The 12,982-nt window shown below is 69.4% G+C and carries 11 protein-coding genes; 1 reads left to right on the top strand and 10 read right to left on the bottom strand.

Features of this window, described 5'->3' with window-relative positions; all coding sequences use genetic code 11:
* Positions 1-36 precede the first annotated feature (36 nt).
* Both ACQEUR_RS01940 and ACQEUR_RS01935 read right to left on the bottom strand, forming a co-directional pair.
* Positions 37-1,266 carry an RCC1 domain-containing protein gene (locus ACQEUR_RS01940; RefSeq protein WP_433024392.1) on the bottom strand — a complete coding sequence of 410 codons (1,230 nt, stop codon included), beginning with the start codon at positions 1,264-1,266 and terminating at the stop codon, positions 37-39.
* 181 nt (positions 1,267-1,447) lie between these two features.
* Complete coding sequence (locus ACQEUR_RS01935; RefSeq protein WP_433024390.1) at positions 1,448-1,945, bottom strand: GNAT family N-acetyltransferase; 498 nt, start codon at positions 1,943-1,945, stop codon at positions 1,448-1,450.
* Between the two features lie 340 nt (positions 1,946-2,285).
* Between ACQEUR_RS01935 and ACQEUR_RS01930 the strand changes: the two genes are divergently transcribed.
* Positions 2,286-3,434: a choice-of-anchor P family protein gene (locus ACQEUR_RS01930; protein WP_433024388.1), complete on the top strand. Its 1,149-nt coding sequence runs from the start codon at positions 2,286-2,288 to the stop codon at positions 3,432-3,434.
* A gap of 76 nt (positions 3,435-3,510) precedes the next feature.
* Here ACQEUR_RS01930 and ACQEUR_RS01925 read toward each other — a convergent pair whose 3' ends face one another.
* From ACQEUR_RS01925 to ACQEUR_RS01890, 8 genes are all read right to left on the bottom strand, one after another.
* Positions 3,511-4,917 (bottom strand): tryptophanase, encoded by a 1,407-nt coding sequence (locus ACQEUR_RS01925; RefSeq protein ID WP_433024386.1) that lies wholly within the window; start codon positions 4,915-4,917, stop codon positions 3,511-3,513.
* A gap of 19 nt (positions 4,918-4,936) precedes the next feature.
* On the bottom strand, positions 4,937-6,076 hold the full coding sequence (locus ACQEUR_RS01920; protein ID WP_433024384.1) for a tryptophan dimethylallyltransferase family protein: 1,140 nt from the start codon (positions 6,074-6,076) through the stop codon (positions 4,937-4,939).
* A gap of 716 nt (positions 6,077-6,792) precedes the next feature.
* Positions 6,793-7,347, bottom strand: coding sequence for a GTP-binding protein (locus tag ACQEUR_RS01915; protein WP_433024382.1), 555 nt, complete (start codon positions 7,345-7,347; stop codon positions 6,793-6,795).
* Between the two features lie 19 nt (positions 7,348-7,366).
* A complete protein-coding gene (locus ACQEUR_RS01910) occupies positions 7,367-7,732 on the bottom strand; it encodes a DUF742 domain-containing protein (protein ID WP_433024380.1) in 366 nt (121 codons plus the stop codon).
* Positions 7,729-8,163: a roadblock/LC7 domain-containing protein gene (locus ACQEUR_RS01905; RefSeq protein WP_433024378.1), complete on the bottom strand. Its 435-nt coding sequence runs from the start codon at positions 8,161-8,163 to the stop codon at positions 7,729-7,731. The genes ACQEUR_RS01910 and ACQEUR_RS01905 overlap by 4 nt, the downstream gene beginning before the upstream one ends.
* On the bottom strand, positions 8,160-10,538 hold the full coding sequence (locus ACQEUR_RS01900) for a nitrate- and nitrite sensing domain-containing protein (RefSeq protein ID WP_433024376.1): 2,379 nt from the start codon (positions 10,536-10,538) through the stop codon (positions 8,160-8,162). Before ACQEUR_RS01900 ends, ACQEUR_RS01905 begins: the two co-directional genes overlap by 4 nt.
* A 511-nt stretch (positions 10,539-11,049) precedes the next feature.
* Positions 11,050-11,919, bottom strand: coding sequence for an SAM-dependent methyltransferase (locus tag ACQEUR_RS01895; protein ID WP_433024374.1), 870 nt, complete (start codon positions 11,917-11,919; stop codon positions 11,050-11,052).
* 550 nt (positions 11,920-12,469) lie between these two features.
* On the bottom strand, positions 12,470-12,919 hold the full coding sequence (locus ACQEUR_RS01890) for a DUF4440 domain-containing protein (protein WP_433024372.1): 450 nt from the start codon (positions 12,917-12,919) through the stop codon (positions 12,470-12,472).
* Positions 12,920-12,982 lie beyond the last annotated feature (63 nt).

The raw sequence follows: 12,982 nt of genomic DNA, 5'->3' as shown, positions 1-12,982 counted from the left end.
GGCCGACGACACGGCACTGAGATCGGTGGTTACGCCTCAGCTCGGCAGAATCACCTGCGCCGGGGTCGGCCGCCGGGTGGTGGTGCCGTCGCCCAGCTGACCCGACGCGTTCTCGCCCCAGCACCACAGGCTGCTGTCGGTACGGATCGCGCAGCCGTGGTAGGCGACGTCGAAGCCGCTGGTCCAGGTGGTGGCGTTGCCGACCCGGACGGGGGCGTACCGGTGGGTGGTGGTGCCGTCGCCCAGCTGTCCTCCCCCGTTGTTGCCCCAGCACCACAGGCTGCCGTCGGTGCGGGCCGCACACGACGAGTCGACGCCCGCGTTGACCCTGGTCCAGGTGGTGCCGGCAACCTGGACCGGTGCGGTCTGGTAGCCGGCGCTGACACCCAGCTGTCCGTACCCGTTCTCACCCCAGCACCACAGGGTCCGGTCGGCGCGGACCGCGCAGGTGTGGGCGTACCCGGCTGTCACGCCGGTCCACGTGGCCGCGGTACCGACCCGGGTCGGAGTTGCCCGGTAGCTCAGGATGCCGAGACCGAGCTGGCCGTTCGAACTGTCACCCCAGCACCACAGGGTGCTGTCGGTGCGCACGGCGCAGGTGTGTGCGAAACCAGTCGTGACGCTCGCCCAGGTGGTCGCCGTGCCGACCTGCACCGGGGTGGGCGCGATGTAGACGGAGTCACCGACACCCAGTTGCCGGTTGCGGTTGAAGCCCCAGCACCACAGGGTGCCGTCGGTCCGGATGGCGCAGGTGTGATTGTCGCCGGCGCTGACGCTGGCCCAGGTGGTGGCGGTGCCGACCCGCACCGGGGTGTTCCGACTCGTGGTGGTGCCGTCACCGAGCTGGCTCCGGTGGTTGCGGCCCCAGCACCACAGGGTCCCGTCCGTCTGTACCGCACAGGTGGAACTGGGACCGGCGTCGACACCGGCCCAGGTGGTGGCGGTGCCGACCCGCACCGGGGTGTTCCGGTTCGTGGCGGTGCCGTCACCAAGCTGGCCGTTGTAGTTGCTGCCCCAGCACCAGAGCGTCCCGTCGGTACCGACCGCGCAGGTATGTGCGTTGCCCGCGGCGACGCTGGAGACCGTCGGGGCGGCGACCGGGGCGTTCAGCGAGCCACGCTCAGCGGGGCTGACGCCTGCGGCAGCCGTGCCGACCGTGAGGCCGACGGCGAGCGCGGCGATTCCGGTGGATGCCGCGGCCGTGGCGACGACAGTCCTCGTGGCACGCCGCCATCGGGCCCGCAGCCAACCGTCCTGATTTTCCATGTACTTTTCTCCCTAAACGACGTCGATCGTAGACGGTGGAGGCGGCATTGCCCGGTCGGTCGCCAGCGACCACACCAATTCATAACATCGATCTTCGACATTGACTAGGGGCAATGCGAAATGGATGGGTCGAGGCTCCGGCCGGGCAGGCGGGCCGGGCCCGTGGACGAGCAGTGCGCTCTCAGCTGCGGCCAGGCGGCAGGCGCAGTCCGCGCCGCATGATCCACGTCGAGGCATGCCCCGTCGCCACCACGGCCCGGGTGCGGGGATCGATGGACCGCCACCGGTGCACGTGGCCCCGGATGACGAGGTAGCCCAGGTGCGCATAGAAGCCGAGGGCGCGAGCGTCGTCGACGTCGACATCGAGGCTGATGGACTCGGCGCCGGATGACACGCACATCGCTTCCGCCGCCTCGACAAGAGCGCGGCCGATGCCTCGGCCCCGCGCCGAAGCGCCGACGGACAGTCCGTAGAGCCACGGGTGGGGCGGGTCGCAGCCGTCGCGCCACCGGATGCTCTCGACGCCGACGACATTCCCGGCCAGCACGGCGACGAGCATGCTTTCCTCGCCTCGCTCGACGGCTTGGAGTCGCACCTCGGCCCGGTCTTTCGACCCCGCCAGCCGCGCACAGTGGTCAATGTCCGAGAAACGAGCTGCCCGGATCAGCAGGTCCGCCACCCACCCAGCATCGCCGACCCGCCGCCGTTGGCCATCCTCCATCCGGCAGGAGCGCGTCGACCCGGGCTCGTCAGCACGCTTCGAGTCCTACGGAACGTGGTTGGGGCCGGCGCTGACCTCGACGCCACCCCCGCGCCGGGTCGGTGCCGACAGGTCACCACTACCCCGCTCCACACCGTCGTCCGCACCCGGTGGCGGCGCGGGCCGCTGATCAGACATCCGCGCTGACCGATGAGAGAACTACTCTGCGCTAACAGCCGACGGTACTCCTGGCCGCGTTTCGTTACGGTGGGTACTCGGCGCACGGCGACGCCTGCGCGGCCAATCCGGAAGGAACGCCATGCGTCAGGTAACCGGAACCGCCCGTACGCCCGGCCGGCGCGGACCCGGCCGTCGAACGCTCGCGCTGATCGGCCTGTCGGCGCTGCCGCTGGCGCTTCTCGCGGTGGCCGATCCGGCGTCGGCAGCGCCGGTGGGCGGCCGGAACGTCCTCTACACCACGGATGCGGACTTCGACCGGGGCGAGCTCGCCGGCGTCAACCACGACCGGCCCGGCAACAACCAGCTCCAACTCGATTCGCCCCAGACGCCGGCCGGCACCTGGAGCGTCGTCCAGGACGGCGTCCATCTCGGCACGCAGTGGGGCACGGTCACCTGGAACACCGAAGCGCAGGGCAGCGTTCCGGCGGGCACCAGCATCACCGTCGAGGCTCGGGCGGCGCACACCCTGGCCGAACTGGCGGAGGTGTGGTTCCGGCCGATGACCGGCGGCGTCGCCTCCGGGGCGTACACACTGTACGGCCGCTACCTCGAGGTACGGGCGACCCTGCGCGCCGGCCCGGGCGGGGTGAGCCCGGTCCTCGCCGACCTGCGGGTCGAGGTGGCGAACCGGACCGGCATCTTCTCCTGCCAGGCGACCGCGCTCAAGGCGGCCGGCACCGTCTCGACCCGGGCCAACCCGCCGAACACGCCCTGCGCCGACGACCAGGTGCGGCGGGCCCAGGTACGGTTCGACGGCGGCCTCGTCACCGCCCGGCTGTCCGGGCTGCACGCCCGGACCGAGCAGACCCCGGACGACCTCGCCGGCACTCCGCCGATGGTCGGGGACGACGCCACCGCCACGGCAGGGGTACGGAGATCCAGCATCAGCGTCGGCCGGCACACGATCATCGAAGTCGGCGCGGTGCGGGCCACCGCCAGCGTGATGTGCCGGGCCGATCCCGCCGGCCCGAGGTCGTCCCACTACGGGTCGTCGACGATCGCCAGCCTGAGAATCAACGGTGTCCCGGTCACCGTCGGCCCGGAGCCGCAGACGATCCCGCTGGCGATCGGAGCACTGCGGCTCAACGTGGGCACGAGCACGGCCACCGGCTTCACCCAGCAGGCGGTCGTCCTGGACACCGCCCGGACGGACGTGGTGATCGGCGAGGCGACGGCGAACATCGCGGGGCTGCCGGCAACCCCCGACGGCGATCCGTGCGAGGTGTGACCGGGGCCGGTACCGCAGCGGCGGAGGGGGCCCTCAGCGCCGGGACGGAACCGGGAGGCCCCCGGGGATGGGCGGGTTACCCGGCCGCCCCCGCCGTCGTCGTCGGCTCCAACCTCACCTTGAAGGGGCGCAGCAGGGGCGGCGCCGAGACAATCCGGTACCCCTGGACCCGCTCGGGGTTCTTGGCGATGTCGGCGAGCACCGCTGCCACGTACCCGAGGTGTGCGTCGGTGTAGACCCGGCGCGGGATCGCCAGCCGTACGAGTTCGAAGGGGGCCGGGGTCACCAGTCGGTGCTGGTCGTCCGTGCGGCCCAGATAGAGCGACCCCACCTCGGCGCAGCGGATCCCACCGTCGAGGTACAGCTGGCACCCCAGGGCGTGGCCGGGAAACTCGTGTGGGGACAGGTGTGGCAGCAGCCGGCCGGCATTGAGGTACAGGGCGTGGATGCCCGGCGGCTGGACGGTGTCCACGCCGGCGTCGTTGACCAGCTGGGCCAGCCGGGCGGTGGAGGCGGCACGGGCCCGCAGGTAGGCGGGGTCGACGACCTCCCGGAGACCTTGGGCGAGCCGTTCGAGGTCGTGGCCGGCAAGTCCGCCGTAGGTGGAGAATCCCTCGGTGGCGATCAGGTTCGCCTCGCAGACGGCGTGCAGGCCGTCATCGCGGAGCCCGATGAATCCCCCGATGGCTGACAGGCCGTCCTTCTTGAGGCTCACCACGCAGCCGTCGGCGAGTTGGAACGCGCGGGCGGCGATCTGTCGCGGCGTCCAGCCTCGGTAGGCCGGCTCCCGCTGACTGACCAACCAGGCGTTCTCGGCGAAGCGCGCCGCGTCGAGGAAGAACGGAACGCGGTGGCGCCGGCACAGCTCCCGGACAGCCTCCAGGTTGGCCATCGACACCGGCTGCGCACCGAGGCCGTTGTTGGTGATGGTGATCAGGACCAGTCCGACGCGGTGCCCTTCGGGCCCGGCCAGGACGCGTTCCAGGGCGTCAAGGTCGATGTTGCCCTTGAACGGTGCCGTGCTGTCCAGATCGGCCGCTTCGCGACACGGAAGGTCCCGTGGCTGCGCGCCGGCGAGTGTCACGTTGGCGTGGGTGGTGTCGAAGTGGGTGTTGCTGATGCAGATCTGGCCCGGTGTCAGCAGGCTGGTGAACAGGATGCGTTCGCCGGCCCGGCCCTGGTGGACCGGCAGGATGTGTCGATATCCGGTGAGGTCGCGAACCTCGTCGCGGAACCGGAACCACGACCGTGCGCCCGCGTAGGACTCGTCACCGAGCGCTGCCGCGGCTTCCTGCGCGGCCGAGGTCGCACCGGTACCCGAGTCGGACAGCAGGTCGACGGTGATCTGGTCAGCGCGCAGGTTGAACGGGTTGTAGCCCGCCTCCGCCAGGGCCCGCCGACGTTGCTCGGGGGTGGGAAAGGGGATCGGTTCGACGACCTTGATCCGGTAGGGGGGCAACATCTCAGACAGATCCCTGGGCACGGCTACTCCTTGAAGATGATCAGAGATGTCCGGCCGTGGAGCGACCGGCCGGGACTTCCACCGGGTTACGGACCGCCGGAACCCGCCGCGGACGTGCGGGACCCACCCCGTACGCCTCGGCGGACAGGTAGACGGTCACGCCGGGGCGGGGCGGGCCGAGCCGCAGCGAGACGTGCGCGATCAGCCCGGTGCCCTCCCCGAGGGGCCGTTGCGTCACGGCGGCGATGGTCCGATCGAGCTCCCCGCTGTCGAATCCGTACCGAGCCAGCAGCGCCACCACCCGTTCGCGGGCTTCCTCGTCGTCGCTGACGTAGTCCCGAATCGGCACGTAGACGCTGTACCCGACCGGTTTCTCAGCGCCCCTGGTGAAGGTGTAGCTGCCCACCAGCGGCCGGCCGTCGAAGAGGTGCGTGCCGCCACCGGCCGCCACACAGAACTCGGCGAGTTCCGCGCCGTCGACGCCGTCGACGGCGCCGGCCGCGCGCACCACGTCCCGGACTTCGGCGTCGTGATGGGTCAGGTACAGCTTGACGCGGGCCTGTGGGCCGTCGTGCAGGTCCAGCGCGAAGAACGTCAGGCGATCCCGGCGGCCCAGCTCGCCCGGGCGGATCCCGTGGTCCAGCATCCTGCGGTACGAGCCCTCCAGCCCCAGCTGGCGCAGCGCCTCGGCCACCAGGTCCGGCGCGCGCTCGACTCCCTTGACCTCCGGATTGAGGTAGACCTTGAACTCGGGCAGGCGGCCGTGTCGGAACACTAACGAGCACCAGAGCCCGAACGCTCCCTGCGGGTCTTCGGTGAGAAACAGGTCCTGCACCGAATCAAGTCGGGTCTGGCGAGGGCGGTGCAGGTCGGCGTGTCTGCTGAGGAAGCGGCGCGTGGCCGACAGATTCGCCCGCACACCGGGTGGCGTCCCCAGCACCTCACCCAGGATCCGCAGCGTGGGGGGCTCCCCCTCGTTGAAGGCGACTGAGAACTCGACCGGCGTATGGTCGTCGGCGACCTGGGAAGGCCACGCCGGTCCTTCGGCGAGTGAGCGTGAACCAGAGGTCCCGAGGAGGTCGCCGAGCAATTCCAGGGGCGCACTCGGATCCGTCTCGGCAACGTCGCACATGCGCGTCAACTGACCACTCAGGTGCTCGAAGAGGGACAAGTCACCCATCAACTCTCCCTTTCGGCCTGGCCCACGTTAAATTGGTTGTCTCCCACCCGCGCATCGAGACGTGATTGCGCGAGGATGCGGTCCTGTCTGTTGCAGTCGGATTGCCGCGACGTCATTCTGCACAGCCAGGACGGTTACCTCCGCGGCGCCAGTAGGTGTCCGGTCAGCCCTTGGGAGCCTCGGCCGACCGAGAAGTCGATCACGGTTTCATACATGGTGAATGCCCCATCCGACAGTGTCGAGTGAGACCTATATCACAGCCTGACTCGGTTTGGTCTCACACAGTTACCACCGCCGGATACCGGCGCTCGACATAACCGATCGCATTCATTCGAGGTGCGGAGATGACGTCCCCGCTCACGCAGGGGAGTCAGGGGTCTGGCGCGAATGATCACTTACCGCGACGAGGGCGGAGAGCGTCCGGCGGGCCGGTACCCGAAATATTCTCGCCATCCGGTGAAGGCCGGAACACCTGCCGCACGACCGAACCGGCCGCGGTCCCGGGGCGGCACCGGGAGACCGACCGCACCGTCACGCGGCGCCCAACTTGGGGTCGACCAGTCGCGCGGCCTCGGCGGGAGGTCCCGGCGGTCGGGACCGCCAGGGCGGGTCCGGCGCCCGCGCGGCGCGGCGTCCGGGGCGTGCTGTGCCGGCTCCGGTCCTGCGGCTTCGTGTGCCATCGGCGGCACACCAAGCCGCAGGACCGATCCGCCCGATCAGCTGTTGACGGCCATGCGCGACATGGCGTGCCGCACCAGCTCGATCAGTGCGTTCTTGCTTGAGGCCCGATCCCTCGCGTCGCACCACAGGAGCGGGACAATCGGATCCAGTTTCAGCGCGGCACGGATTTCCTCTTCGTTGTACTCACACTCGCCGAAGAACTGGTTGACCGCGGCGACGAAAGGAATGTCCCGCCGCTCGAAGTAGTCGATGGCCGCGAAGCTGGTACCCAGCCTTCTGGTGTCGATCAGTACGATCGCGCCGACGGCCCCCTGGGCGAGTTCATCCCAGATGAACCAGAACCGGTCCTGCCCGGGCGTACCGAACAGATAGAGCACGACGTCGGAGGTGATGGTGATGCGCCCGAAGTCCAGAGCGACCGTCGTGCTCGTCTTGTCCTCGATGCCCGTGACGTCGTCCACGCCGACGCTGGCCTGAGTCAGAACCTCCTCGGTGATCAACGGAGGAATCTCGCTGACCGATCCGACCAAGGTGGTCTTGCCGGTGCCGAAGCCGCCCGCGACAACGACCTTGACCGATTTGCGATCCACGTTTAGTCAGTCCCTTTGTCTAAAGTCGTTGGAGGCCGGCGAGAACCGTTTCGAGTAGTCGACGATCCGCGATCTTCTGCTGCGCCGGTGACCCGATGGCCAGAACACCCTGGTCGAGGAGCACATCGACCATCACCTTCGTGATGGTGAGCGGCCGATGCAGGTAGGCACCTATTTCAGCTATAGACACCCAGCTGGTGCACTGGTTGAAGATCTCCTTGTACTCGGGCTCCAACCGCGTCGCGTCGATCGGCAGGGCGATGACCTGGGTCGCGAGGTCCAGGTTGATGTTCCTTGGACTCGTGCGTCCGTTGACGAGGATGTACAGGGGCACGAACCGCCCGGCCTCCGCCTCGTCGTCGCCGTCCCACACGTCATAGGTCATCTGGCCGGCGCCCCGTGCTGACCGTTGGACGTCGCCGCGCTGGGGCGGGCCTCGGAGCCGAGGTACTCGCCGATACGGGCGACAAGGCGGCTCATCTCGTAGGCCACCGTCCCCATGTCGACGGACTGCTCACAGAGTACGGCCAGACGCGCGTTCTGCCCGGCGGCGGCGACGAACAGGGTCTGGCCCTGGTATTCGATGATGACCTGCTGCACCGGTCCACTGTCGAACCGCCGGCCCATTCCCGCCGCGACGCTGTGCAGCGAGGACGCGCCGGCGGCCAGGAGCTCCGCGGCGTCCTGCGCCAGCGATGTCGACTTCTGAATGATCAACCCGTCTGTGGACAGGACGACTGCATAGACCACATCGGGGACCTCGACCAGGCCGTCCAGCATCCAGGTCAGGTCATTACGCGGAGTCGGGTTGGTCACGCTTTCCTACCTTGGTCGTCACTGGTTTCCGTCTCATCTGCCCGACCGGCGGCCCACGCCCGTTGATACTTCGAGAGACGGTCCCGGGCCTCCTCGGGTGACCTCGGGGACCACGCCGGCTTCTGCGATCCGGCGGCCGCCGGGCTGTCGTCGTCGCGCAGCTCCGGCACGAGGTGCTGTTGAGGCTCCCTGGTCGGCAGGGGCGGCCGGGTTGCGGCCTGCGTGCCGGGCTGGCCGGCGCCCACCACGGGTCCGGTGGAGGTTGTCGGGCGTCGGGGACTGCCGCCGTTCGGTAAGGGGTCACTCATCATGCCGCCCGAGCGGTCGGGTCGTCGGCCTTCGCCGCTTTCGGGAATTCGTCGCTGCCGTACCGCTCCGTTCGGGATGGTCGTGATCCTCGCGGCAGCGGGCACCGCGGCCGGGCGCGGGGCACGACCAGCGGCGTTGTCCGGAGAGGAGACCGAAGCGGCCATCACCGGCAGGCGGGCGTTCCCGTCCGTACGGTCCAGGTCCGAGTCGACCCCCTCGGTGGTGATGACGCGCTCCGGTAGCAGCACGATCGCCAGCAGTCCCCCGTACGCCGAGGTGCGGAGGCTCACCTGGATGCCGTCCCGCTTGGCCAGCTCGGCCACCACGTACAGACCGACCTGTGCGCCGTCCTTCAGCGCCGTCACGTCCGGCGTGGGGGCGGTGGCCAGCAACTCGTTCAGGCGCTCCAGCGCCTCGGACGTCATGCCCACGCCGGCGTCCTCGATCTCCACCGCGATGCCGCGCTTGACCTCGCTGCACGTGACCCAGACCTCGGTGCCGGGCGGGGAGAACGCGAGCGCGTTGTCCAGCAACTCGGCGAGCAGGTGGACGGTGCCGGCCACCGCGTGCCCCGCCAGCGCCACATCCGGCGCGTTGCGCAACGTGATTCGCTGGTAGTGCTGCGTCTCCGCGAAGGCCGCCAGCAGCACGCGACGTACCGGCACCGGCTTCTGGAAACGCCGGCCGATCTGCCCGCCGGCCAGGATGACGAGATTTTCCAGGAAGCGCCGGGTCTGCGTGAGCTGGTGGTTGATGTCGAACAGTTCCGTCAGCAGCTTCTCGTCCCCGATCCGGTTCTGCAGGTCCTCGATGACCCGCAGCCCGCGCTGGAGGGGGCGCTGCGGACGCCGCGCGACGCCCATCAGCATCGCGGTACCGGCGGCCCGGGTCTTCGCCTCGTCGACGGCCGCGCCGGCCGCGGCCTGCAACGACCTGTTGATGACGTCCGCCACCTGGCCGATCTCGTCGCTTCCGTAGTCCCCCGCCGGAAGCTCGGCGGCGAGGTCGACCGTTTCGCGCCGGCGCAGGCGCTCCATGATGGCCGGCAGCCGCTGGTCCACGACCGCGGCCGCGTCCTTGCCCAGCTGCGCCAGGCGGACGGAGAGAGCCTGGTCCACCAGCACCTGCGACTGACGTAGCGCCCACAGGATCGCGGCGATCGCGATGGAGAGCGCGACCAGGCTGCCGAGCGACGCGATCAGCAACTGGTTGTTACCGGTGTGCAGAGCCTCCGCGGAGACCTTGTCGGCCTGCATGATGGTCAGGTTGATCAACTCGTCGGAAACCTGACGGGTGATCGTCTCCCAGCGGGCCCTGCTGGCGGCCAACCCCTCCGGTGGGCCGTCGCGCCACACGCCACCGACGACGAGTGCGTTCTCCGCGGCGACGAGCGCCTTCCAGGAGTCGCTCGCCACGATGGCCTCGTACCGCTGACGTGCGTCCGGATGCAGGTGCGGTGCGACGTTGGTCAGACCGGAACGGTAGGCGCCCACCAGGCTCACGAATTCGAGATAGTCCTGCTGGCTGAGCCTGCGGGTCCCGAAAGCGCCGTCAATGGTCGAACCGGCCCGGGACATCAGGTCGCTGGCGCGGAAGGTCTCGATGCCGGCGATGCCGCCCTTTGTCGCGGTGACATCGGGCACCACCCGGGCCTGGGTGTCGAAGAGGCTGGTCGCGGCATCGAGCAGACGGTTGTAGAAATCGTAGATGTTCTGCCCACTCGCCGACCGGGCGTCCACGGTGCTCCGGGTGCTCGGGATCTGGTCCAGATAGCCGGCCAGCGTTTCCCAGCGCCCCACGATGGAGTCCGGCGCGTTGCCCAGCGCCTCGTCGGCGACGGTACGCAGAGCCGACAGTTGCCGATCGGTCTGCTGCCGTTGCTCGAGCAGTCCTTGCAGTCCTCTCGACGGCTGAGCCAGGTAGGCGATGCTCAACCGCCGCTCCTGCTGGACCGAAGCCAGCGCGGGAACCGCTGGAATCGACACCTGGCGGACGCCGTTGGCGACCTCACGGTTGTAGAAACCCTGGAAGACCAGATAGCCGGACGCCACCAGCCACAGGACCACCGCAACGACGCTGGGGACCAGCACCAGCCTGACGACCCGGCGCTTGATGGACTGCTGTCGACCACGGCGTCGACTCGACGCCGCTGGCTGATCGTGGCTGTTCGATCCGGTTCGCACGCTCGCGGGGTCGGCCTGATTATGCGCCAACTTCAATCCAATCATGGGCAGCGAGGAGAACCGGCGGGCGATGCCCAGCCGGCCAACGCCGATGTGTGGGCAACCCTACCGGTGTGTCCACTCTCGCACCAGGCCGTGTGCCAGCAAACCTATTGGTGCCTTTTGTTTGTACTGGTCAGGCGGGCGACCCACTCTCACACACCGGCTTGCCGGTCCGAAGAGGTCGGATCGCCCTTGTTACGCCCCGCTGTCCCCGGCCTCGGATTCACCTGCGATTCCGGATCGGCGGGCGTCAACCGTGGCGGCCGTTGTCCCGCAGCGCGGCGAGAATGGCGGTACCACGGTCCACTCGCGACGTCACGTTGCCTGCTCCCACGGGAGCACCGGCGCCCGCTTACCGACCGGGGCGGGTTGCCGCGAACCAACCCACGGTGAACACCCCGGCGGCCCGGGCGGCGTCCAAGGCCCTCTTACCGTCCTGGAACAGCTCACCGGACGGGCCGCTGTAGGTCAGCCACCGCTCGCGGTCCTCCGGCGGGGTGCTGCCCCAGCACGGCTCCCCGTCAAACTCGTCCACCGCGTCGGTGACCTCGAACCCGGCGGCGCGCATCATGGCGGTGTAGCTCTGCAACGTGCCCAGCTCGGCCAGGCGGATGTGCTCACAGACCGGGCCGATGATGGCCTGGATCTGCTCGTCGGTCTGGTAGGGGCCGAACGGGCGTTGCAGCCAGTCCAGCCCCACCAGCCGACCGCCCGGCTTGAGCAGCCGGAAAGCAGCGGAGAAGAACGCCGGCTTGTCAGGCAGGTGGCAGACCGACTCGAAGAACGTGACCGCGTCGAAGCTGGCGTCGGGCCACGCGGCCAGGGTGCGATAGTCGCGGTCGCCGATCGTCAGGAAGCTGACCTGATCGTCCAACCCCCTGTCGGCGGCCAGTTGACGGGCGCGCTGACTGAGCGTCTCGGTGTTGGACACTCCGACGAAATGGGCGCCCGTCATCCGCGCCATGTTCGTGGTCGCGCCGCCGGGCCCCGACCCGAAGTCCAGGGCACGCATCCCGGCCCCGAGCCCGGCCAGGTCCATCAGGCGGCGTTCCAGGATCTCCGCCGCCTCCAGCACGGACTTGCCGGCCTGCTCGGCGTCCCGCGCACCGTGATGCCAGACCGGGCCCATCAGATCCGAGTACGCCCGGCCGGCACCCTCGCCATCGCTCTCGTCGTAGAACCGACGGACTCTCGCTTCGTGGATGAACTGCGTGTCGGTCATGATGCCCTTCTCGTGGTCCCCTGGGTCTGGGCACGTCGCGACCAGGGCGCGGCCCCCGTCCGCGGTCGACGTGGAACAGCGCGGAGTCCGCCGGCTCGCCATGACATGCCGCCGGAGGGCTCCCTTCGGCCTTCTGGTGCGGGTACTCGGCTCGGTCACCGCCCGATTCCTCATTGGACACCGGCGGGTCCGAGGGCGGGTAGGGTGATCCACATCCGACGCTAGGTGATACGGAGTGCCGCTGTCTAGCTCTCCGGTGTCGTCGAGCCGGCGGGTGCACGTGGCGCCGAGGCAGCCTGTCCGGTTGCGGCCAACGCCTCGGTGGGGTCAGCCGGGATGTGCGGATCGACGGGTACACCCCCACCAGCACCGCGGGGACGACGAGCGGGCCGGTCCGCTGACGGTGCGGCGGTGCCGACGTCCGGGGAACCCGGCCTCGGGCTTCATTCAGGTGGGGTGGGGTGGGCGGTTCCGGTCCGGGGTCCGGCGCGGCGACCGGCCGGTCGGAGAACGCGTACCGCCCCCCTTCGCACAACCCCGACTCGCCGGGCTATGCGTCCAGGTACTGCCGCATCATGTCGCCCCAGCCGGCCTGGACCATGCTCTTGAACCGCCACCGGCCGCCGGCCTTGGCCATGATGTCGACATATCGCATGTACGCGACCTCGTCGCCGGTGGTCGCCGTGGTGTTCGTGGTGACGACCGCGAGGTCCGGGCCGAGGAACACCGGCGCGCGGTGATTCTCCAGCCGCGGTGTCGCCTCGCCGGTAGCCATGCTCATTGCCCGCACGAACGTCGCCCGGTCCCACTCCTGGGCGACGCACTCGCCGGCCGAGTCGTTCGTCATCACCACCAGTGGGAACAACGCCATCTCGGCCATCGCCTCGACGTCGCCCTCGACGACGTGCGCGTCGTACTCGGCGAACCAGTCGAGAAGCCCCTGGACCTGCTCATCGGTCGGGGTGAAGCCGGTGGCGGTGTACGGGCTCTGATCGTTCACGGGACGCTCCTGGGGACGGCTACTAAACACCTTACATTGTACAGAGTACCGCGGGCCGACGTC

The sequence above is a fragment of the Plantactinospora sp. CA-290183 genome (genome assembly GCF_050936375.1).
Classification (GTDB): domain Bacteria; phylum Actinomycetota; class Actinomycetes; order Mycobacteriales; family Micromonosporaceae; genus Plantactinospora.
Note: the sequence above shows the minus strand (reverse complement) of the source record. Positions and strands in the feature narration are given on the sequence as shown.